The sequence below is a fragment of the Agrobacterium vitis genome, from assembly GCF_014926405.1.
GTDB classification, from domain to species: domain Bacteria; phylum Pseudomonadota; class Alphaproteobacteria; order Rhizobiales; family Rhizobiaceae; genus Allorhizobium; species Allorhizobium vitis_H.
Genome location: NZ_JACXXJ020000005.1, coordinates 1,363,701 through 1,384,962 on the forward strand (window position 1 = coordinate 1,363,701; position 21,262 = coordinate 1,384,962).

18 protein-coding genes are annotated in these 21,262 nt (G+C 57.5%); 13 read left to right on the forward strand and 5 right to left on the reverse strand.

The genetic code is table 11. The annotated features are described in order from the left end of the window. Window positions 1-145: 145 nt before the first annotated feature. Genes uvrA through IEI95_RS17480 form a run of 3 tightly spaced genes read left to right on the forward strand, consistent with a single transcriptional unit; the run spans window position 146 to window position 4,439 of the window. Window positions 146-3,067, forward strand: a complete 2,922-nt coding sequence (gene uvrA / locus IEI95_RS17470; RefSeq protein WP_156538075.1) for an excinuclease ABC subunit UvrA — start codon at window positions 146-148, stop codon at window positions 3,065-3,067. Window positions 3,068-3,088: 21 nt separating this feature from the next. Beyond that, window positions 3,089-3,892 carry a DUF72 domain-containing protein gene (locus tag IEI95_RS17475; RefSeq protein ID WP_156536381.1) on the forward strand — a complete coding sequence of 268 codons (804 nt, stop codon included), beginning with the start codon at window positions 3,089-3,091 and terminating at the stop codon, window positions 3,890-3,892. 7 nt (window positions 3,893-3,899) lie between these two features. Beyond that, window positions 3,900-4,439: a GNAT family N-acetyltransferase gene (locus IEI95_RS17480; RefSeq protein ID WP_194416832.1), complete on the forward strand. Its 540-nt coding sequence runs from the start codon at window positions 3,900-3,902 to the stop codon at window positions 4,437-4,439. Here the strand turns inward: IEI95_RS17480 and IEI95_RS17485 are convergent. Further along, the gene (locus IEI95_RS17485) at window positions 4,436-5,917 is read right to left on the reverse strand and encodes an NAD(P)H-hydrate dehydratase (protein ID WP_156536382.1); all 1,482 of its coding nucleotides are present in this window, start codon (window positions 5,915-5,917) and stop codon (window positions 4,436-4,438) included. The two genes, IEI95_RS17480 and IEI95_RS17485, sit on opposite strands and share 4 nt — an antisense overlap. 336 nt (window positions 5,918-6,253) lie before the next feature. Here IEI95_RS17485 and IEI95_RS17490 point away from each other — a divergent pair, with 336 nt between their 5' ends. From IEI95_RS17490 to hspQ, 3 genes are all read left to right on the forward strand, one after another. After that, complete coding sequence (locus tag IEI95_RS17490; protein WP_015916113.1) at window positions 6,254-6,592, forward strand: P-II family nitrogen regulator; 339 nt, start codon at window positions 6,254-6,256, stop codon at window positions 6,590-6,592. Between the two features lie 61 nt (window positions 6,593-6,653). Then, window positions 6,654-8,063 (forward strand): type I glutamate--ammonia ligase, encoded by a 1,410-nt coding sequence (gene glnA / locus IEI95_RS17495; RefSeq protein ID WP_070164765.1) that lies wholly within the window; start codon window positions 6,654-6,656, stop codon window positions 8,061-8,063. A 188-nt stretch (window positions 8,064-8,251) separates the two neighbouring features. Then, the gene (gene hspQ, locus IEI95_RS17500) at window positions 8,252-8,581 is read left to right on the forward strand and encodes a heat shock protein HspQ (protein WP_041697996.1); all 330 of its coding nucleotides are present in this window, start codon (window positions 8,252-8,254) and stop codon (window positions 8,579-8,581) included. 83 nt (window positions 8,582-8,664) lie between these two features. Here hspQ and IEI95_RS17505 read toward each other — a convergent pair whose 3' ends face one another. Next, on the reverse strand, window positions 8,665-9,300 hold the full coding sequence (locus IEI95_RS17505) for an invasion associated locus B family protein (RefSeq protein WP_015916110.1): 636 nt from the start codon (window positions 9,298-9,300) through the stop codon (window positions 8,665-8,667). 125 nt (window positions 9,301-9,425) lie between these two features. Then, window positions 9,426-9,578 carry a hypothetical protein gene (locus IEI95_RS17510; RefSeq protein ID WP_156536383.1) on the reverse strand — a complete coding sequence of 51 codons (153 nt, stop codon included), beginning with the start codon at window positions 9,576-9,578 and terminating at the stop codon, window positions 9,426-9,428. 93 nt (window positions 9,579-9,671) lie between these two features. Here IEI95_RS17510 and IEI95_RS17515 point away from each other — a divergent pair, with 93 nt between their 5' ends. The 4 genes from IEI95_RS17515 (at window position 9,672) to IEI95_RS17530 (ending at window position 14,010) form a co-directional block, all read left to right on the forward strand. Beyond that, window positions 9,672-11,477 carry an extracellular solute-binding protein gene (locus tag IEI95_RS17515; protein WP_194417319.1) on the forward strand — a complete coding sequence of 602 codons (1,806 nt, stop codon included), beginning with the start codon at window positions 9,672-9,674 and terminating at the stop codon, window positions 11,475-11,477. A gap of 75 nt (window positions 11,478-11,552) precedes the next feature. Beyond that, window positions 11,553-12,224, forward strand: a complete 672-nt coding sequence (locus IEI95_RS17520; RefSeq protein WP_156536385.1) for a DsbA family oxidoreductase — start codon at window positions 11,553-11,555, stop codon at window positions 12,222-12,224. Window positions 12,225-12,316: 92 nt separating this feature from the next. Further along, on the forward strand, window positions 12,317-13,240 hold the full coding sequence (locus IEI95_RS17525) for a DMT family transporter (RefSeq protein WP_194416833.1): 924 nt from the start codon (window positions 12,317-12,319) through the stop codon (window positions 13,238-13,240). Then, on the forward strand, window positions 13,240-14,010 hold the full coding sequence (locus IEI95_RS17530; protein WP_194416834.1) for an alpha/beta hydrolase: 771 nt from the start codon (window positions 13,240-13,242) through the stop codon (window positions 14,008-14,010). Before IEI95_RS17525 ends, IEI95_RS17530 begins: the two co-directional genes overlap by 1 nt. 50 nt (window positions 14,011-14,060) lie before the next feature. Here IEI95_RS17530 and mfd read toward each other — a convergent pair whose 3' ends face one another. Together mfd and IEI95_RS17540 are read right to left on the reverse strand one after the other, a co-directional pair. Next, the gene (gene mfd / locus IEI95_RS17535; RefSeq protein WP_156536387.1) at window positions 14,061-17,588 is read right to left on the reverse strand and encodes a transcription-repair coupling factor; all 3,528 of its coding nucleotides are present in this window, start codon (window positions 17,586-17,588) and stop codon (window positions 14,061-14,063) included. Next, complete coding sequence (locus IEI95_RS17540) at window positions 17,585-17,932, reverse strand: FAD assembly factor SdhE (protein WP_156536388.1); 348 nt, start codon at window positions 17,930-17,932, stop codon at window positions 17,585-17,587. The genes mfd and IEI95_RS17540 overlap by 4 nt, the downstream gene beginning before the upstream one ends. 467 nt (window positions 17,933-18,399) lie before the next feature. Here IEI95_RS17540 and recG point away from each other — a divergent pair, with 467 nt between their 5' ends. The 3 genes from recG to IEI95_RS17550 all read left to right on the forward strand — a co-directional run bounded on the left by recG (window position 18,400) and on the right by IEI95_RS17550 (window position 21,222). Further along, window positions 18,400-20,505: an ATP-dependent DNA helicase RecG gene (gene recG / locus IEI95_RS17545; RefSeq protein ID WP_156536394.1), complete on the forward strand. Its 2,106-nt coding sequence runs from the start codon at window positions 18,400-18,402 to the stop codon at window positions 20,503-20,505. Between the two features lie 112 nt (window positions 20,506-20,617). After that, a complete protein-coding gene (locus tag IEI95_RS29635; protein ID WP_267967302.1) occupies window positions 20,618-20,749 on the forward strand; it encodes a hypothetical protein in 132 nt (43 codons plus the stop codon). 233 nt (window positions 20,750-20,982) lie between these two features. After that, complete coding sequence (locus IEI95_RS17550; protein ID WP_015916101.1) at window positions 20,983-21,222, forward strand: hypothetical protein; 240 nt, start codon at window positions 20,983-20,985, stop codon at window positions 21,220-21,222. Window positions 21,223-21,262 lie beyond the last annotated feature (40 nt).

A 21,262-nucleotide genomic window follows, 5' to 3' on the forward strand; every position in this document is an offset into this window, starting at 1 on the left:
CTTTGTTCTAATAAATTTGTATGATGCAGTCAACTCTACCGGAATCGAACGCAGAATCGACCTACCCGTCTCGACAGGACGGCAGCAGTGACTAAATAAGGAGCGGCATTCCTGCCTGCGGCTCTCTCCCAAACCGAGTTTTGTTATGAGCGAATTGAAGACGATTTCCATCCGTGGTGCGCGCGAGCACAATCTCAAGGGCATCGACCTTGACCTGCCGCGCAACAGCCTGATCGTGATGACCGGCCTTTCCGGCTCGGGAAAGTCGTCGCTGGCCTTCGATACGATCTATGCCGAGGGTCAGCGCCGCTACGTCGAAAGCTTGTCGGCCTATGCCCGGCAGTTCCTGGAGATGATGCAGAAGCCCGATGTGGACCTGATCGAAGGCCTGTCGCCTGCAATCTCCATCGAGCAAAAGACCACCTCGCGCAATCCGCGCTCGACGGTCGGGACAGTCACCGAAATCTACGACTACATGCGCCTGCTGTTTGCCCGCGTTGGCGTGCCCTATTCGCCAGCCACCGGCCTGCCGATCGAGAGCCAGACCGTTAGCCAGATGGTTGACCGTGTTCTGGCCTTTGAGGAAGGGACGCGGCTTTATATTCTTGCGCCTCTGATCCGGGGCCGCAAGGGCGAGTATAAGAAAGAACTCGCCGAGCTGATGAAGAAGGGCTTCCAGCGCGTCAAGATCGATGGCGATTTCTACGAAATCGCCGAGGCGCCAACCCTCGACAAGAAATACAAGCACGATATCGACATCGTCGTTGACCGCGTCGTGGTGCGGGCCGACATGGCCTCTCGGCTGGCCGACAGCCTAGAAACCTGCCTTCGCCTTGCCGACGGGTTGGCGGTCGCCGAATTTGCTGACAAGCCGTTGCCGGCCAATGAAACCTCGGCTGGCGGTTCCGCCAACAAGTCGTTGAACGAGACCCATGAGCGGGTGCTGTTTTCGGAAAAATTCGCCTGCCCCGTCTCCGGCTTTACCATTCCGGAAATCGAGCCCCGGCTGTTTTCCTTCAACAATCCATTCGGTGCCTGCCCGACCTGCGACGGCCTTGGTTTCCAGCAGAAGATTGATGAAGCGCTGATCATTCCCGAAGCCGACAAGCGGTTGAAGGACGGTGCAATTGCCCCCTGGGCAAAATCCAGCTCTCCTTATTACGACCAGACCCTTGAAGGCCTCGGCAAAGCTTTTGGCTTCAAGCTGACCAGCAAATGGTCGGATCTGAGCGCCGAGGCACAGAAATCCATCCTGCACGGCACGGAAGAAAAGATCGAGTTTCACTACGCCGACGGCGCCCGCTCCTATAGCGCGACAAAAACCTTCGAAGGCATCGTCCCGAACCTGGAGCGGCGCTGGAAGGAAACCGACAGCGCCTGGGCGCGGGAAGAAATCGAGCGCTACATGTCCGCCGCGCCCTGCCCTGCCTGCAAGGGTTTCAGGCTGAAGCCGGAAGCACTGGCGGTGAAAATCAACGGCCTGCATATCGGCCAGGTCACGGAAATGTCGATCCGGGTTGCAGGCGGCTGGTTTGAGACCCTGCCTGGTCTGTTGACCGACAAGCAGAACGAAATTGCCGTTCGTATTCTCAAGGAAATCCGCGAGCGGCTAAGCTTCCTCAATGATGTCGGGTTGGACTATCTCAGCCTGTCGCGCAATTCCGGCACTCTGTCAGGCGGAGAAAGCCAGCGCATCCGGCTTGCCTCACAGATCGGCTCAGGCCTAACCGGTGTGCTTTATGTGCTTGATGAGCCGTCGATTGGCCTGCATCAGCGCGATAACGCCCGGCTGCTTGATACGCTCAAGCACCTGCGCGATATTGGCAATACAGTGATCGTTGTCGAGCATGACGAGGATGCCATTCTGGCCGCCGATTATGTGGTCGATATCGGGCCTGCGGCAGGCATTCATGGCGGCCAGGTGATCGCCAAGGGCAGTCCGCAAGACATCATGGCCAATGACAAGTCACTGACCGGCAAATACCTGACCGGTGAGCTTGGCGTTAAAGTGCCACCGGCGCGGCGCAAGCCCAAGAAGGGCCAGCAGATCAAGGTGATCGGCGCGCGGGGCAACAATCTGAAGAATGTCACGGCGGCCATTCCGCTTGGTGTGTTTACCGCCGTTACCGGCGTTTCCGGCGGTGGCAAATCGACCTTCCTGATCGAGACATTATATAAGGCCGCAGCACGACGGGTGATGGGCGCACGCGAAAACCCGGCCGATCACGATCGGATCGATGGTTTCGAATTCATCGATAAGGTGATTGATATCGACCAGTCGCCGATTGGCCGCACGCCGCGCTCCAACCCCGCCACCTATACCGGCGCGTTTACCCCGATCCGCGACTGGTTTTCTGGACTTCCGGAGGCCAAGGCGCGCGGTTATCAGCCCGGCCGCTTTTCCTTCAACGTCAAGGGCGGACGTTGTGAAGCCTGCCAGGGCGATGGCGTCATCAAGATTGAAATGCACTTCCTGCCGGATGTCTATGTCACTTGCGACGTCTGCCATGGCAAACGCTATAATCGCGAAACGCTTGATGTGACCTTCAAAACCAAATCGATCGCCGATGTGCTGGACATGACGGTCGAGGAGGGTGTGGAATTCTTCTCGGCTGTCCCTGCGGTGCGCGACAAGCTGCAAGCGCTGTTCGATGTCGGCCTCGGCTATATCAAGGTCGGGCAACAGGCCAATACGCTGTCAGGCGGCGAAGCCCAACGCATAAAGCTTGCCAAGGAACTCTCGAAGAAATCGACGGGTCGCACGCTTTATATACTAGATGAGCCGACCACCGGCCTGCATTTCCATGACGTTGCCAAACTCTTGGAAATGCTTCAGGAGCTGGTCGATCAGGGCAACTCCGTCGTGGTCATCGAGCACAATCTCGAAGTCATCAAGACAGCCGATCACATCATCGATTTCGGCCCCGAAGGTGGCGATGGCGGCGGCCAGATCGTCGCCCAAGGCACGCCGGAAGAGATCGTCAAAGTAGAGGCTTCCTATACCGGCCACTTCCTCAGGGAGTTGCTGGAGCGCCGTCCGATGAAGAAGCCGCAAGCCGCAGAATAGCGATCAACAAGGAGTGGGCAGATGACCGCAGGCACAATCCGCACCGGCATCGGCGGCTGGACTTTCGAGCCTTGGGAAGGCACGTTCTATCCTGAAAAGCTGCCGAAGAAACGGCAGCTGGAACACGCCAGTCGCCAGCTCACGGCTATTGAGGTCAACGGCACCTATTATTCCAGCCAGAAGCCAGAGACCTTTGCCAAATGGGCCTCTGACGTGCCTGACGATTTCGTCTTTTCGCTGAAAGCCAGTCGTTATTGCACCAATCGTAAGATATTGGCGGAGGCCGGCCCGTCTATTGAGAAATTCCTGAACCAGGGTATTGCCGAACTTGGCAGCCACCTTGGCCCAATTCTCTGGCAATTCATGGCAACGAAGAAGTTCGAACCTGAGGATTTCGAGGCGTTTCTGTCGCTCCTGCCGAAAACCCTCAATGGTTTGAAGCTGTGGCATGTGGTCGAGCCACGCCATCCCTCGTTCCAGACACCTGATTTCATCACCATGCTGGAGCGTCATGGCGTGGCCGCAGTCTGTGCCGATCATCAGGATTACCCGATGTTTGCCGATGTCACCGCGGATTTTGTCTATGCCCGGCTGCAAAAGGGAACAGATGAGATAAAGACCTGCTATCCTGAAACCCAGGTGAAGGACTGGGCAAAACGGTTTTCCGCCTATGCCGAAGGCGGGGTGCCGCAGGATTTGCCGCTGATCGCGCCGCAACGGATAGTGGATAAAAAACCACGCGATGTGTTTGCGTTTTTCATCACGGGCGGCAAGGTCAATGCGCCGAATGGCGCGCAATTGCTTCAGAAAGCTCTATCGAACTGAAGGTCTCATGACGAAGACACCAGTCAGTGACACTCTTGATACGATCCATGTCGGTCCCGCTACGGCTTACCATTTTTGCAATTTGCGAAATGTGGAATTGGCTTCGTTCGAAACCCTTCGGGCTGCTGGGGCCGTGACAGGCGACCCTGCTGCAAGCAGCGACGAGGAATTGCAAGTGTATCTCGATGCCGGTCTGCTTCTGGCGGCTTTCGATGGAACGGAGAGTCCGGTCGGATATGCTGGGGGCTATATAAGCGAGGGATGGCTGCACATAGGAGAAGTGGATGTTCATCCTGAATGGCAGCGACAAGGAATTGGGCGTCGTCTCATAAACGCTCTGCTTACTGAAGGACGGACCAGACATCTCGTGGGTGCGACGCTGACGACGGACCGTTTCGCGCCTTTCAACGCGCCCTTTTATTCTTCTCTTGGGTTTCAAGCCATTGAGGGGGACGCCTGTCCCGCCCGGCTGAAAGAGATTCTTGCCGCAGAAGTGGCGAAGGGCCTCAATCCACTTCGCCGTGTCGCCATGATGCTGATGTTTTAGCCTTGGCGAAAGGGCCGCACAGCCGTAGCCAGATCTTCTGCTGTCAATCCCTCGCCGAGCCTTGCGCCCGTTTCAGCATGAAGCCAGACACCTGTCGCCGCAGCCTCAAAGGCCGGAACGCCTTGCGCTAGTAATCCGCCAATGATCCCGGCCAACACATCGCCGGAACCGGCTGTGGCAAGCCACGGCGGCGCATTTTCGTTGATCAGCGCCCGGCCATCGGGAGCGGCAATCACTGTATCTGCACCTTTGTAGACCACCGCCGCATTGGCTTTTCTGGCGGCAGCCTGGGCCTTTTCAACTTTGCCCAACGTCTTCTCACCGGCAATATCGGCAAACAGGCGAGAAAACTCGCCCTCATGCGGCGTCAGAACCAAGCGGGTTTCATTGCCGGAAAATGCGTCGAAAAGCTCGTCTGGTTGATCCCTAAAAGAAGAAATACCGTCGGCATCGAGAACCAGCCTGCGTTTGGACAGCGAAAGGGTGAATTCCCGCGCCTTTTCGCCAATCCCAAATCCGGGTCCGAGCACGAAGGCGCTCATCCGCTGGTCAGTCAGATAGTCCTCAAGGTCATCAAGATCATCGATGGCCTTCACCATCACGGCAGTGGTCTGCGTGGCATTGACAAGAACGGCACTGGCCGGTGAGGCCAGCGTCACCAGCCCGGCCCCGGCCTTCAATCCTGCCATGGTGGACAGCCGTGCGGCGCCTGTCGCACTTGTGCGCCCGGAAAACACCGTGAGATGGCCCCGGGTGAATTTATGGCTGACACCAGAGACTTTTGGCAGGAGATGCGCCCAAAAATCGGGATGATTGACAGAAACCTCGCCTCGATGTCGATCAACGATGCGACGCGGAATTCCGATATCGTAGATCTCCACCGTGCCGCAGAGCGAACGTCCCGGTAACAGCACATGTCCCGGCTTTCTTGCCATGAATGTCACCGTATGGGCTGCCTGAAACGCCACCGGGCGGGGCTGGCCCGTGCGGCCATCGACACCGGAAGGCAGATCGACCGCGACAACGGCAATACCGACCCGATTGACCCGCTCGATCAGTTCTGTCGCCGGCAAAGGCAAGTCGCGCGCGAGGCCTGCTCCGAACAAAGCGTCTACCACCAGATCCCCCTGCTGGGGATCATAAAGCGCCAGCGGTTCGGTCTTGCCCCGATAATCCGCAAACGCGAGAGCAGCATCTCCATTCAACTTTTCCGGCTCGCCCAGGTAAAAGACCTGCACCAAAACCCCGGATTGACGCAGCGCTTCAGCCGCAACATAGCCGTCACCGCCATTGTTTCCCGGCCCACACAGCACCGCCACCCTCAGCGCCTGGGGGAAAAGCCGGAGTGCCGCCGCCGCAACGCCAGAACCGGCCTTGCGCATCAGGCCATAACTATCAATGCCCGAGTTGGCCGCATCACGGTCCACCAGCGCCATGGAAGAGGGAGAAATCAAGTGATGAAAAGATGTTTGCATCATGCAAATATCAAATCGAAAGCCGAACCAAACGGCAATGGCGTTGAGGAAATTAATATTGGATATTTATTGTGCATTTGCCTGTTGAACTAGCATGAATTTATGCAAAAAATCTGCGCAATTCATAAAATCAGCAAAAAATTCAATCTGACTAATTCTCACAAAAAATAGGCACTTAGCTCTGGTGTTTTGCCCGGGTTTAGGCAAAACTGTTTCGGCAATGCGGGTGATTTTCTGTTTTTTTCGCAATTCGCGGACCAAATTGGCACGGTAAGTGCATCAACGCAGGGCAAACAGGTGTTACCTGCATCAATGAGGGAAGCGGAGAGAAATTTTCTCATGAAAAAGATCGAAGCGATCATAAAGCCTTTCAAGCTGGACGAAGTGAAGGAAGCCCTTCAGGAAGTAGGATTGCAAGGCATAACGGTCACGGAAGCCAAGGGATTTGGGCGGCAAAAGGGCCATACGGAGCTGTATCGCGGCGCCGAATACGTGGTCGACTTCCTGCCTAAAGTGAAGGTTGAAGTCGTGCTAGCCGATGAAAACGTCGAGGCCGTCATCGACGCTATCCGCAATGCCGCGCAAACGGGGCGTATTGGCGATGGAAAGATTTTCGTTTCCAACGTCGAGGAAGTCGTCCGGATCAGAACCGGCGAAACCGGCGTCGACGCCATTTGAATGCGGCCCGGCTGAGGGAGGTCGGGTCTTATAATCGTCATCAAATCGAGGAACAAACCTAATGACGACCGCACAGGATATTCTTAAACAAATCAAAGACAACGACGTAAAATTTGTCGATCTCAGGTTCACCGACCCCAAGGGCAAGTTGCAGCACGTCACCATGGACATCGTCTGTGTCGATGAAGACATGTTCGCCGATGGCGTCATGTTCGACGGCTCCTCCATCGCAGGCTGGAAGGCGATCAACGAATCCGACATGGTGCTGATGCCAGACGTGGAAACGGTGCATATGGACCCGTTCTTCGCCCAGTCGACCATGGTCATTCTCTGCGATATTCTCGATCCGGTTTCCGGTGAAGCCTATAACCGCGATCCGCGCGGCACGGCCAAGAAGGCGGAAGCCTATCTCAAGGCGTCGGGTATCGGCGACACGGCATTTTTTGGCCCGGAAGCTGAATTCTTCATTTTCGATGACGTGAAATACAAGGCCGATCCTTACAATACCGGCTTCAAGCTCGATTCCACCGAATTGCCGTCCAACGACGATACCGACTATGAAACCGGCAATCTCGGCCACCGTCCGCGCGTCAAGGGCGGCTATTTCCCGGTTCCGCCGATCGACAGCTGCCAGGACATGCGCTCGGAAATGCTGACGGTTCTGTCCGAAATGGGCGTGACCGTCGAAAAGCACCACCACGAAGTCGCCGCCGCCCAGCACGAGCTTGGCATCAAGTTCGATACGCTGGTGCGCAACGCCGACAAGATGCAGATCTATAAATATGTCGTGCATCAGGTTGCCAATGCCTATGGCAAGACCGCAACCTTCATGCCGAAGCCGATCTTTGGCGACAATGGCTCGGGCATGCATGTGCATCAGTCGATCTGGAAGGATGGCAAGCCAACCTTCGCCGGTGATGAATATGCCGGTCTGTCGGAAAGCTGCCTCTACTACATTGGCGGCATCATCAAGCATGCCAAGGCACTGAATGCCTTCACCAACCCCTCGACCAACTCCTACAAGCGTCTGGTGCCTGGCTATGAAGCACCGGTTCTGCTGGCCTATTCCGCCCGCAACCGTTCTGCTTCCTGCCGCATTCCGTTCGGCTCCAATCCGAAGGCAAAGCGCGTCGAAGTCCGCTTCCCTGACCCGACCGCCAACCCCTATCTCGGTTTTGCCGCCATGCTGATGGCTGGTCTCGATGGTATCAAGAACAAGATCCATCCTGGCAAGGCCATGGACAAGGATCTCTACGACCTGCCGCCGAAGGAATTGAAGAAGATCCCGACGGTTTGCGCCTCGTTGCGCGAAGCGCTGGAAAGCCTCGACAAGGATCGCAAGTTCCTGACCGCCGGCGGCGTCTTCGACGACGACCAGATCGACGCCTTCATCGACATCAAGATGCAGGAAGTCATGCGTTACGATATGACACCTCATCCGGTGGAATACGACATGTACTACTCGGTCTGATCCGATCGACACCAAAGCCGGCAGCAACCCTGCCGGCTTTTTTATTGCAGTATCATTGGTATTTTTTGCAATTGCACATCTCGTTAAACCGGGCGGCCATGCCTCAGCCGTTTTGTGACAAAACCATGTCGAGACCCTTGATGTTCGTTGTCCCGTTTCCCAAATATTTGACGAAAGGAAACAAAGCCATGAAACAACGCAACGCAAAGTTTGGAATCGGTGACATTGTTCGTCACAAGGTATTTCCGTTTCGCGGCGTCGTTTTCGACGTCGATCCGGAATTCGCCAATACGGAAGAATGGTGGAACGCGATCCCCGCAGAATTGCGGCCCAGCAAGGATCAGCCCTTCTATCACCTGTTGGCTGAAAATGCCGAGACGGAATACGTCGCCTACGTCTCCGAACAAAATCTGGAGACAGACGAAAGCGGCGAACCGCTGCGCAATCCGCATATCAACCAGATCTTCGTGGAAGAGCAGGCCGGTCATTACAAGCCGCGGATGAATTTGGCTCACTGATCAGTTGATAATTATATCCTATAAAAAAAAGCCCCGGTTTAACGACCGGGGCTTTTTTTTCAATGAAGCAAGGGAATAACCGATTATTTGGTTTCCTTGGCGGCCTTCTGGGCGTCTTCCAGGGCCTTCTGCGATTCTTCATTCTTCTTCTGCATGGCTTCTTCCAACAGACGTTGGCGCTCCTGTGCCTGGGACTGGGTGATAGCCGGACCATCGTAGGAACCGGTAAAGCCATCCAGCGAAATCTTGATCGGGTTTGGAACGCGGCGGAAGTTCATCGATGTGAACACCACGTCATGGCCCTTCTTCAGGCTGGCAATCATCGCGTCCGTCAGCGGAATTTCAGCTGTGCAACGGTCCGGGAAGCAGACGGCGTAATCGATCTTCTGGCCCTTGCCGCCATCGATCTGCAAAACGACGCCCGGAGGGACGAGCCGTGCGGAAGGCACGGAAACCTGCATCAGCTTGCGGTTCATCTTGCCTTCGATGGAGATGATCGCCACGGCGATAATCATCTGGCGGTTCTGCGCGACCTGAATGTTCTGCACCGTGCAGATATCGTTGTCTTCCTGCTTGGCGCAGGTCTTGAACCAACCCTGCGGCGGCAAGCCGGCATCGCCAGCGGGCTGCTGCTGGGCAAAAGATGCGCCAGCAAAGCCAGTGGAGAGAACGAGAGCGGAGAGTGCCGCACGCGCGGTTTTGGCTGCTGTAAACGTCATAACGAGATCCGTCTCCTGAAAACTTTTGTCGAACCGAAGTTCTCACCCGATTAGATCGGCCTATTCGTTCATCCCCTGGGTTTTAAATGAGGCAAATAGATGACCCGATGTGTGTGGTGATCCTGTTACAGCGCATCGCCGCGAATATCCAGTGCTTCTTTGGTGTTTGGCAGAGATGCATCCAATTTGTGGAACGATTGAGCGCGCGCGACATTTGTTTTACTGGACAATTCCACCCAGTCACTTACATGGCGCTTCCATGGCAGGAATTGTGCCATAGCGGTTGGCTTTCCGGCAGTTCGTGATAATTTGCCGCGAAATTTAAAATACTGATCTCGAGAGGAAATGGTTTGCGGCGTCTTTTGTCGACCCTGCTGGTCTTGGTCCTGCCGTTCTGCGGCGTGTTTGCCGCATCGGCTACCTTGGCCGAGCCCGTCAATGCCATATCCATGTATGGCAAGCCCACCCTGCCCGCCGATTACAAGCACCTGCCTTACGTCAACCCTGACGTGAAAAAGGGTGGCCGGATTTCCTACGGCGTGGTTGGCACGTTCGACAGCTTCAACCCCTTTGTCATCAAGGGCATGCGCACAACGGCGCGCGGCATCTGGGACCCGGAATACGGCAACCTGTTCTACGAAACGCTGATGACGCGCTCGGCCGGCGAACCCTACACGCTCTACGGTCTTCTGGCGCAAAGCGTCGAGTGGGATGATGCCCGCAGCTTCATCCAGTTCAACCTCAACCCCAAGGCCCGCTGGCACGATGGCCAGCCCGTGACGCCGGATGACGTGATTTTCACGCTCCAGATCCTCCAGCAGAAAGGCCGTGCGCCTTTCGACAAGCGGTTGAATGGCGTCGCCAAGATGGAAAAGGTTGGCGAGCATAGTGTCCGCTTCACCTTCAACGACAAGGCCGACCGGGAAATTCCGCTGCTTCTGGCCTATGCAACACCGATCCTGCCGAAGCATGCCATCGACCCGGACCTTTTCGAACAGTCGTCGCTGAATGTGCCTGTTGGCTCCGGCCCCTATAAGATCAAGGATATCCGCCCCGGCGAGCGGATTACCTATCAGCGCGACCCGAATTATTGGGGCAAGGATCTTCCCTCGAAGGTGGGTTTCGATAATTACGACGAAGTCAGCGTAACCTATTTTTTGCAGGACAGCACCCTGTTCGAAGCCTTCAAGAAGGGTGAGATCGATCTTTACCCTGATGGTGATTCGGCCCATTGGCTGCGGGCTTATAATTTCCCCGCAGCCGTGAATGGCGATGTTGTGCGCGAGACCTTTACCCCGCAAAAACCGACGGGCATGCTGGGATTCGTGTTCAACACCCGCCGCCCGATCTTTGCCGATGTGAAGGTGCGCGAGGCGCTGACGCTCGCCTTCGACTTCGAGTGGGTCAACAAAAACATCTACGGCAATGCGTTCAAGCGAATCCAGAGTTACTGGCAGAATTCGCCGCTCGGCGCCTTTGGCCATGCCGCCGACGACCGCGAACTGGCAATCCTTGGCAATGCGCGCAACACGATTGCCCCGGAAATCCTGGCGGGCACCTATACATTGCCGATTTCCGATGGTTCGGGCGCCGACCGTAATATTCTGCGCCAGGCCGTCGCGTTGCTCAGCCAGGCTGGATATTCGATCAATGATGGAAAAATGGTCGATGCCCAGGGCAAGCCACTGTCCTTCGAGGTCATGACCCAGAATGCCGGCCAGGAGAAAATGGCGCTTGCCTATCAGCGCACCCTAAGGCTGATCGGCATCGGCATGACCATCCGGACGGTGGATGATGCGCAATATCAGGCGCGCTCCAACAGCTTCGATTATGACATGGTCGTCATGGCCTATCCTTCGACGCTGGCTCCCGGTATTGAACAATTCAACCGCTGGGGTTCCGTTGCCCGAGATCGGCAGAGCAGTTTCAATTATGCCGGGGTGGCCAATCCGGATATCGACCGGGTGCTGAACACCATGGTCAATGCCAGAAGCCTGGAGGACTATCAGGCCAGCGTGCGGGCCCTCGATCGCCTTCTGGTGGCGGGGCATTATGTGGTGCCACTCTATTATAATGGCGAGCAATGGCTGGCGCGCTGGAAGCGAATCGCAAGGCCTGACCAAGTGCCGATGCTGGGCTATCAGCTCCCCACGTGGTGGGACGCCAGGGCGCAATGAATTCAACCACCGTGCGCTGACTGCGCACGGATCTGCGGCGTGTCATCGCTGCCACATACCGATGGAGACCCTTTCATGCAACGCATTACCATCGATCTCGTGTCCGATGTCGTCTGCCCGTGGTGCTATCTGGGCAAGGCCCGGCTGGACCTGGCCATTGCCGAGGTGCAGGACACTGTTAGTATCGACGTCAACTGGCGCCCTTACCGGCTCAATCCGGACTATCCGCCCGAAGGCGTTGATCAGCAAGCGGAACTCACCAAGAAGTTTGGCGGCAAGGAAAACATGGACCGCAGCCTTCAGAAATTGGCCGAGCTTGGCCGCGAGGTTGGCATTGCCTTCAATTTCGATGCGGTTAAGATCGGTCCCAATACGCTGGACGCGCATCGGCTGATCCATTGGGCAGGACTGGAAAGCCGTGAAGCGCAGGGTGCCGTGGTCTCAGGCCTGTTCAAGGCATTTTTCGAGGATGGTCGCAATCTCGGCGACCATGCCGTCCTGCTGGATATTGTCCAGGAGGCTGGGCTGGACCGCAAGGTGATGCAGGCCCTGCTGGCAGGCGATGCCGATAAGGACATGGTCATCGATGAAATCGACGCCGCCCAGAAGATGGGCGTCAATGGCGTGCCTTTCTTCATCATCGACCAGAAATATGCCGTGAGTGGCGCCCAGCCGACAGACGTTCTGGCCAATGCCCTGCGCGACATCGCCGCTGAAAAGGCAGTCGAACAGTCGAAACTGAATTGACGCAACGCAATATCGGCCATACTCACGAGAGGCCCCTGCCGGTGGAAACCTGATGACGGATTTCCCCGGCCAAACTCCAGGACGACCCGCTCGTGACCTCCGATACGACACCTCGCGGCCTTGCGCTCGCTTTTGCGGCCTTTGCCGCCTTCGCCATCAGCGATGCATCGGTCAAACTCGTTGATGGACGAATCAGTCCGTTCGAATCGGCCTTCTTCGGATCGCTGTTCGGTCTGGCTGCCCTGCCATTTCTGCTGAAGCGCGGCGATTCGCTGACGGATGTGTTCAGGACCTCAAACCTGAAGCTCTGGCTGCTGCGGTTCGTCGCGTCAGGCACCAGTGCCATTGGGGCGGTGACAGCCTTCACGCATCTGTCGATGGCCGAGGCCTTCTGTCTGATTTTCCTTTTGCCCTGCTTCGTCACCATCATGTCGGTGGTGTTCCTCAAGGAACAGGTCGGCATGCGCCGCTGGAGCGCCGTCATCATCGGTTTTATCGGCGTGCTAGTGGTGCTGCGTCCGGGTTTCAGGGAATTGTCGATCGGCCATCTCGGCGCTGTCATCGGCGGGTTGGGTGGGGCGATTTCCATCGTCGTCTACCGCGCCATCGGCCCGCGTGAAAAATCCACATCGCTTTACGGTGCTGGCGCCTTCGGCACCATCATCATTTCCGGCATCGCCATGCTGCCCGCTTTCTCCTGGCCGCAAGGAACGGACTGGCTGCTCTTGCTCAGCTACGGCCTGTTTGCTGCCCTTGCCACTGTGCTGATGATGCTGGCAACCCGCTTTGCGCCTGCGGCCGTGCTGGGACCTGCACAATATAGCCAGATGCTCTGGGCCATTCTGTTTGGCTACCTGATCTTCGGCGACCATGTCGATCTACCCATGCTGGTCGGCATCACCCTGATCATCGGCTCCGGCCTGATTACCCTGATGCGGGAAAGAACCAAGGGCGTCCCCCTCCCACCCGCCGTCGCCTCCGGCCCGCAGGCCAGCCTAGCGGTGGAAGACGAGTAATGCTGCATTGCTCTCGTTCTACCGCTTTTCTGCTGGCCACGACTGTTTTTTGTCTGGCTTTCATCTCTTGCACCCCGTCACGGGCAAACGCCCGTCAAACGGTAATAGTCAAGACCACGCAGGGCGACATCGCAATAGAGACGTTCGAAAGGCGCGCACCTCAGAAGCGCCCAGCCGCTATCATCCTGAGCGGTAGCAAAGGCTTCCGATCAGCAGCCTATGACGATCTTGCTCAAAGTCTCGATAAGGCAGGGCTTGATGCCTATCTGGTTCATGCCGTTTCAGACGCAGATTTGACTGCCATTGGCCATGCGAAGGGTGCGGCAGGCCGCATCCAATATTACACAAGCCACATAGCCCGATGGAGCGCTGCTGTCCGGGATGTTCTACTGTTTCTCAAGAGACAATCTCCAGAGAACCGGAAAATCGGCGTTCTCGGAATTTCGCTGGGCGCGCAAATCGCCATCACCGCAACGGTAAACCGGCAAGCTGCCAATGCCCTGGTGCTCGTGGACGGTGGCTTTCCCGCTGGTTATTCTCAATCCGTTCGCACGGCTCCTCCCCTCCTGGTCGTCTGGGGGAGCGAAGACCGTGTATTTCCTGTCTCGATGGCAAGAGCATTATCAGAACAGGCCAAATCCCTAGGAACCGAGACTGAACTCTCAATATTTGATGGCGGAAGCCATGACTTTTTTCTGAAACCAGAAACATCCCTGGCGAAACAAGCCCACGAACGGGCTGCCCGTTTTCTTGCCGAGCGGTTGAAATAGACTCTGCCAGGGAAAGTAGTCTGGAGGCGGTCGATGGACCGCCTCTGCTCTCACTTAACCTTGGCCAGTTCCGCCAATTGCGCCATGATGGTCGCCGCACCCGCCAGCCGTTTCTCCGGCGTTGGCAGATCGCGGGTCAGGAACACACTGTGGTCGGGACGGATCTTGGCCATGCTGCCCTGTTTGGCGATGAAGCCAACCAAGGCTGCCGGGTTGGGGAACAGTTTGTTGCGGAACTGGACCACCACGCCCTTCGGTCCGGCTTCCAGCTTTTCAACATTAGCCTTGCGGCACAGCGCCTTGACGTAAACGACCTTCAACAGATTCTGCACTTCTGCGGGCAGCGGTCCGAATCGGTCGATCAACTCGGCGCCGAAGCCATCGATATCGGTCAATTCGGTCAAGTCGCCCAGACGGCGATACAGGCCAAGACGCAGATGCAGGTCCGGCACGTATTCGTCGGGGATCATCACCGAAGTGCCGACCTGGATTTGCGGCGACCAGCCGCTATCGACGACCTCGTCCTCGCCCTTCACCTCGGCCACGGCCTCCTCCAGCATTTGCTGGTAAAGCTCGAAGCCGACTTCCTTGATGTGGCCGGATTGTTCCTCGCCCAGCAAATTGCCAGCGCCGCGAATGTCGAGATCGTGGCTGGCGAGCTGGAAGCCCGCGCCCAGCGTATCCAGCGATTGCAGCACTTTCAGCCGCCGTTCGGCGCTGGTCGTCAGTACCTTGTTGACCGGCAGGGTCAGCAGCGCGAAGGCCCGCACCTTGGAGCGGCCGACCCGGCCCCGGATCTGGTAGAGCTGGGCAAGGCCGAACATATCGGCGCGGTGGACAATGAGAGTATTCGCGGTCGGCACATCCAGCCCGGATTCGACGATGGTGGTGGAAAGCAGAACATCGTATCGGCCCTCATAGAAGGCGTTCATGATGTCTTCCAGCTCGCCCGCCGCCATCTGGCCATGGGCAATCGCCACTTTCAGCTCAGGCACATCCGACTCCAGAAATGCCTTGATATCGGCAAGATCCGCCAGACGGGGGCAAACATAGAAGCTCTGGCCGCCGCGATAATGTTCGCGCATCAGCGTTTCACGGATCACCAGCGGATCGAAGGGCGAAATGAAGGTGCGAACCGCCATACGGTCCACTGGCGGCGTGGTGATCAGCGACAATTCGCGGACCCCGGTCATCGCCAGTTGCAAGGTGCGCGGAATGGGCGTCGCCGACAGCGTCAGCACATGCACATCGCTCTTCAACTCTTTCAGCCGTTCCTTGTGTTTGACTCCGAAATGCTGCTCTTCATCGATCACCAGCAGGCCAAGATTGGCGAATTTGATGCCCGACCCCAGAAGAGCATGGGTGCCGACGACAATATCCGTCTTGCCCTCGGCCACTTCCTTCTTGACCAGGTTCAGCTCCTTGGTACCGACCAGCCGCGAGGCCTGCTGGATGCGGATTGGCAGACCGCGAAACCGTTCGGAAAATGTTTTGAAATGCTGGCGGGCAAGCAGCGTGGTCGGAACCACGACCGCCACCTGAATACCGTTCATCGCTGCCACGAAGGCGGCGCGCAGCGCCACTTCCGTCTTGCCGAAGCCGACATCACCGCAGATCAGCCGGTCCATTGGACGTCCGGCAGCCAGATCGCCGCGCACCGCCTCGATGGCATTCATCTGGTCCTCGGTTTCCTCATAAGGGAACCGCGCGGCAAATTCGTCGTAGAAGCCTTCAGTCGTGGCCAGCACCGGTGCGGACCGCATCATCCGCTCGGCGGCGATGCGGATCAGCCCGCCTGCCATATCCAGCAGGCGTTTCTTCAGCTTGGCCTTGCGCATCTGCCAGGCGCCGCCGCCCAGCTTGTCCAGTTGCGCTTCGCTGCCTTCCGAGCCGTAGCGCGACAGAAGCTCGATATTTTCGACCGGCAGGAACAGCTTGGCCTCATCGGCATATTGCAGTTCCAGGCAGGCATGCTGACTGCCTGCCGCCTGAATGGTGCGCAATCCGATAAACCGGCCAATGCCATGCTCTGCATGAACAACGATAGAGCCTTCATCCAGCCCGGCCACTTCCGAAATAAAATCGGCTGCCCGCTTGCGACGCTTGGACCGGCGCACCATGCGGTCGCCGAGGATATCCTGCTCGCCGACCACCACGAGTTCGCCCGCCTCGAACCCGCCCTCAAGCGCCAGGACGGCGGTTGCCGCATGACCCTTGCCAAGCTGATCGAGATCCTTCAGGGCAGTAAGAGGCTTTAGCCGCTCCAGCCCGTGCTCGTTCAACACCTGCAACAGCCGGTCGAGTGAACCTTCCGACCAGCCGGTAATCAGCACCTTGGAGCCGGAAGCCCGCTTGTCGGAAATATATTTTACTGCCTGGGTAAAGACATTGACCCGTTGCGCCTCGCCATCAGCCTTGGTCTCGCTGCTTTCCTGCGCAGCCAGCTTCGCCCAGCGCGGGCCGGAGCGGGCGGAGAGTTCGACAATCTTGCGGCCTTCGCTATCCGGTTCGGCAAACGGCGTCAGCCGGATCGGGTTGAGCGCTTCAAGCTTCTTGGCAAATTCCGCCGCCCCCAGATAGAGATATTCCGGCGGTATCGGTTTATAAGGCGTGCCCTGGGCCAGATGACCCTTGCCGGGTGTCGCGCTGTTCAAACGCGCCTCATAATAGTCGCGGATCAGCTTGCCGCGTTCCTCGGCGGATTCGCGCACCGTATGGTCGAGCACCACGCGGAAATCGGTGAGATAATCGAACACCGTCTCCAGCTTTTCATGAAACAGCGGCATCCAGTGTTCCATGCCTGCATAACGGCGTCCTTCGGACACGGCGGTGTACAGCGCATCGTCGCGGGTGGCCGCGCCAAACAGCGACAGGTAATTCTTGCGAAACCGGCTGATGCTTTCCGGCGTCAACGTCACTTCGCTCATCGGGTTGAGGTCCAGTGAGCGGACCTGACCGATGGTGCGCTGGCTGGCCGGATCGAAACTGCGGATGCTTTCCAGCGTATCGCCAAAGAAATCCAGCCGCACCGGCTCCTCAGAGCCCGGCACGAACACGTCAAGAATACCGCCACGCACCGCAAATTCACCAACTTCGCGCACCGTATCGACGCGCTCAAAACCATTACGCGACAAGCGGGCGGCAATGTCGTCCATCTTCACCTGATTGCCGGGACGGGCCGAAAAGGACAGGCTTTCAATAACATCAGCCGGTGCCAGCTTTTGCAACATCGCATTGGCGGTAACGAGGACGATGCCCGGATGCGGCTTTCGCGCATGGGCAATCAGCCCCGAAAGCGCCGAAAGCCTGCGGGCGGAAATATCGGCGCTGGGCGAAACCCGGTCATAGGGCAGACAATCCCAGGCGGGCAAGGTCAGCACCGGAATATCAGGCGCACAGAAGCCGAGCATCTGCTCGATATCGTTCATCCGGCTGGAATCCGATAGAAGATAGGCGACAGGCCTGCCCTGCCGCGCCAGTTCCGCCACCAGAAAAGCGTCCATGCCATCAGGCACAGGCGAGAGGGTGACAGCGGACGCAGCCGCTGCCGTCTTCTTTGCATCAAACAGGGAAATCATTTTTCGGTCACAGCACTCGCATCAGGCCTGGACGACAATGCAATGGCCAAACCATCGACAGGCGAAAAATCAGGTCGTGTGGCGGCAATGCGATCAAACAACGGAATCTGCATATGAACAGGCACAGGGGCAGCACCATTGATCCAGCTGATCAGGTCATTGTCTTCTTCGGCCATGATCAGTTCGAGATCATCCAGCTCAGCATCGTTGAGTGCACTGATCTCGGCTTCAGCAAACTGGCCGAGCATCAGGTCCATCTCCCTGATACCCCGATGCCAGCAGCGAAACAGAATACGCCTGCGGCGGGGATCGAGATCGGCGCTGCTGCGAACCAGACCAGTCATGTCATTCACCTTCCTGTTGATGCCGAACCTCTTGGCTTCGCATCGAATTTTCTCGTAGACCGGTTTTCACAAGTCATGACGGAGCAAGCAGTTCGTCACTCCCCCGCCTTCGCTCGGCGGTCCTCGCCTCACTGAAAACGCACTGCACCTGTCGGCTCCATCCCTCTTCTCCCCATCGGGGAGAAGGTGCCAGCAGGCGGATGAGGGGGCGGCGAAGCCGAGAACCCGGTGCTTCCTCACAACATCGCCCCACCGAAAAACCGGTTCCCACTTTTCAGTCCGATGCTTTTCTCTTCGCATCGGATATGCCTGAAAACCGGTTCCCACTTTTCAGTCCGATGCTTTTTTCATCGCATCGGATATCTCTGAAAACCGGTAGCCACTTTTCAGTCCGATGCTGTATACCCGCTCACAATTGCCTTGTCAGCCTTGCAATGCGCCTCATCACACGGCATTTTGCCGCCATCATGCGTCCATCCCTGCTCGATCCCCTGTTTGCCTCCGTTTCCATCCTGCCGGGCGTTGGTCCGAAGCTGGCGCAATTGCTGGCGAGCCTGCTGGGCCGCGAAGATGCCGAGGACGCCCGCGTCGTCGATCTGCTGTTCTTAAGCCCGCATCGCCTGATCGACCGGCGCAATCAGCCAGGAATTGCCCGTGCTCCGCAAGGCGCCATCGTCACCGTGACGGGCCGGGTTGATCGCCACACGCCTGCGCCTAAGGAAAATCGCAACGCGCCCTACCGGGTTTTCCTGCATGACGAGACCGGTGAATTAGCGCTGACATTCTTTCGCGCCAAGGGCAATTGGCTGGAAAAAGCCTTGCCGGTCGATGAGATCATCACGGTTTCGGGAAAAATCGACTGGTTCAATGGCCGCCCCTCGATGGTCCACCCGGATTTTATGGTCAAGGCCAGCGAGGCGGCAGCCATGCCGCTGGTCGAGCCGGTCTATCCGCTAACGGCGGGCCTTTCGCCGAAAGTGCTGAAAAAGGCAATCGACCACGCGGTGGAGCGCCTGCCGGACTTTGCCGAATGGATTGATCCGGCACTGGTGACAAAACAGGTTTTCGACGCTGTCAAACCAAGTTTTGAGCGTTTGCACAGCCCCCGCGACGAAAAGGATGTGGACCCGCAGGCCCCGGCCCGGCGCAGGCTGGCCTATGATGAATTTCTGGCGGGCCAGGTCTCTCTGGCACTGGTGCGTCAACGCTTGCGCAAGGTGGCGGGAACACCGGTTCGCGCCACGGGCGAGTTGAGCGGAAAAATCCTTGCCGCCCTGCCCTTTACCCCCACCAACAGCCAGAAGGACGCTGTTGCCGATATCTTGAAAGATATGGAAAGCGATAGCCGCATGTTGCGCCTGGTGCAGGGCGATGTCGGCGTGGGCAAGACGCTGGTGGCGCTGCTGGCAATGGCGGCTGTGGTGGAAAACGGCGGCCAGGCCGTGCTGATGGCGCCGACCGAAATTCTGGCGCGCCAACATCACGCCACGCTGTCAAAAATGGCGGCTGCTGCCGGAATTGCCGTCGATGTACTGACCGGACGCACCAAGGGCCGCGAGCGCGAAGCGGTGCTGGAGCGAATCGCCTCCGGCGCCGCGCAAATCGTCATCGGCACCCATGCACTGTTTCAGGATTCGGTCAATTATCACAATCTCATGCTGGCCGTGGTGGATGAGCAGCATCGCTTTGGTGTGCACCAGCGGCTGCGACTGACAGCCAAGGGCGTTTCGCCACACATGCTGGTCATGACCGCGACGCCCATTCCGCGCACGCTGGTTCTGGCCGCCTTCGGCGATATGGATGTCTCCAAGCTCACCGAGAAACCGGCGGGGCGCAAGCCGATCCAGACCGTGACCGTGCCGGTGGAGCGAATCGGCGATATCGTTGACCGGCTCCAGGCCGCGATTGCTTCCGGCAAGAAGGCCTATTGGATCTGCCCTCTGGTCGAAGAGACCGAGGAATCGGAACTGATGTCGGTGGAGGAGCGCTTCGAGGTGCTGAAAACCTGCCTCAAGGCGCCCATAGGCCTCGTGCATGGCCGCATGAAAGGCGAGGAAAAAGACGCCGCCATGCTGGCTTTCAAGAGCGGTGAAACACGGCTGCTGGTAGCAACCACAGTGGTGGAAGTCGGCGTGGACGTGCCGGACGCGACAATCATGGTGATCGAACATGCCGAACGCTTTGGCCTAGCGCAATTGCACCAGCTGCGCGGCCGGGTTGGGCGCGGCGCGGAAGCCTCCTCCTGCATTCTTCTTTATAAAGGCCCGCTGGGCGAAACCGGAAAGGCCCGCCTGTCAATCCTGCGCGACAGCGAGGATGGCTTCCTGATTGCCGAAGAAGACCTGAAACTGCGCGGCGAAGGCGAGTTGCTCGGTACCCGCCAATCCGGGACGCCCGGCTTTCGCATCGCCAGCCTGGAACACCACGCCGACCTCCTGGAAATCGCCCGCAAGGACGCCGCCTATCTGCTGGAACGCGACCCCGACCTGACTTCGGCACGCGGCGAGGCGGTGCGCACATTGCTCTACCTGCACCGCCGCGATGAGGCCGTCCGGTTCTTGCGGGCTGGATGAGGAATGACAAGGTAGGCAAACAGGTTTGAGGCACTGCTCATCCGTCGGATTTCGCTTGCTTTTCACCCGGCAATCGCGGCTAGCTGTCATTCTCAACACGGAGGAAACGACAATGGCTAAAGGTCAGGTACGCGGCAACAAGGAAACGCGAAAGCCGAAGAAGGACAAGACGGTTGATAAAGTCGTAGCGCCCACGCTCGGCTCACAGGTCAAGAACAGCGAATCCTCGACAAAAAAGAAATAAGTGCGGAAGGCTTAGCCAAGGCCCGGCAGGACGAACGCCAGTTCTTCGCAATTTATACGTCGCCTTCACCCAAGTTGGCCAGTCGCCACGATATCCGTTTGCGGCGACTGCCTGGCCACAAGTGGCAATCTCGAAGAATTTTGCTCACCGCGTTCCAATGGACACGTGAAAAAACGGCATTGACTTTTCTCGAAAAAAGAACATAAAGAGAACAAAAGAGAGAGGATAGTATCATGTCTGACGCTGAAAAAATTATTGTCGTGCAGTTCAAAAAGAACCGCGCCGGTATTGTGCCGGGCGATATGCGCCAAGCGTCAAGTGTGGCTTCAGCAGAGAAAATTGCTGGTGCGATGGCCACTCGCTATATTGGCGTTGCCGCATACGCAGTCACAATCGATGAGGAAAATGGAAGCATGACGAACCCACGCCTGCTGGTATCGCACGGACAGATCTCTGACTTGATTCCAGACTGATCGAGCAGCGCATCAAACCAAATTTTTAAAAGATCTTGAT

Bases quoted from the DNA above. Each gene is read 5' to 3' on its own strand.
- uvrA (WP_156538075.1), top strand. From the start codon at position 146: ATGAGCGAATTGAAGACGATTTCCATCCGTGGTGCGCGCGAGCACAAT.
- IEI95_RS17475 (WP_156536381.1), top strand. From the start codon at position 3,089: ATGACCGCAGGCACAATCCGCACCGGCATCGGCGGCTGGACTTTCGAG.
- IEI95_RS17480 (WP_194416832.1), top strand. From the start codon at position 3,900: ATGACGAAGACACCAGTCAGTGACACTCTTGATACGATCCATGTCGGT.
- IEI95_RS17485 (WP_156536382.1), bottom strand. From the start codon at position 5,917: ATGATGCAAACATCTTTTCATCACTTGATTTCTCCCTCTTCCATGGCG.
- IEI95_RS17490 (WP_015916113.1), top strand. From the start codon at position 6,254: ATGAAAAAGATCGAAGCGATCATAAAGCCTTTCAAGCTGGACGAAGTG.
- glnA (WP_070164765.1), top strand. From the start codon at position 6,654: ATGACGACCGCACAGGATATTCTTAAACAAATCAAAGACAACGACGTA.
- hspQ (WP_041697996.1), top strand. From the start codon at position 8,252: ATGAAACAACGCAACGCAAAGTTTGGAATCGGTGACATTGTTCGTCAC.
- IEI95_RS17505 (WP_015916110.1), bottom strand. From the start codon at position 9,300: ATGACGTTTACAGCAGCCAAAACCGCGCGTGCGGCACTCTCCGCTCTC.
- IEI95_RS17510 (WP_156536383.1), bottom strand. From the start codon at position 9,578: ATGGCACAATTCCTGCCATGGAAGCGCCATGTAAGTGACTGGGTGGAA.
- IEI95_RS17520 (WP_156536385.1), top strand. From the start codon at position 11,553: ATGCAACGCATTACCATCGATCTCGTGTCCGATGTCGTCTGCCCGTGG.
- IEI95_RS17530 (WP_194416834.1), top strand. From the start codon at position 13,240: ATGCTGCATTGCTCTCGTTCTACCGCTTTTCTGCTGGCCACGACTGTT.
- mfd (WP_156536387.1), bottom strand. From the start codon at position 17,588: ATGATTTCCCTGTTTGATGCAAAGAAGACGGCAGCGGCTGCGTCCGCT.
- IEI95_RS17540 (WP_156536388.1), bottom strand. From the start codon at position 17,932: ATGACTGGTCTGGTTCGCAGCAGCGCCGATCTCGATCCCCGCCGCAGG.
- recG (WP_156536394.1), top strand. From the start codon at position 18,400: ATGCGTCCATCCCTGCTCGATCCCCTGTTTGCCTCCGTTTCCATCCTG.
- IEI95_RS29635 (WP_267967302.1), top strand. From the start codon at position 20,618: ATGGCTAAAGGTCAGGTACGCGGCAACAAGGAAACGCGAAAGCCGAAG.
- IEI95_RS17550 (WP_015916101.1), top strand. From the start codon at position 20,983: ATGTCTGACGCTGAAAAAATTATTGTCGTGCAGTTCAAAAAGAACCGC.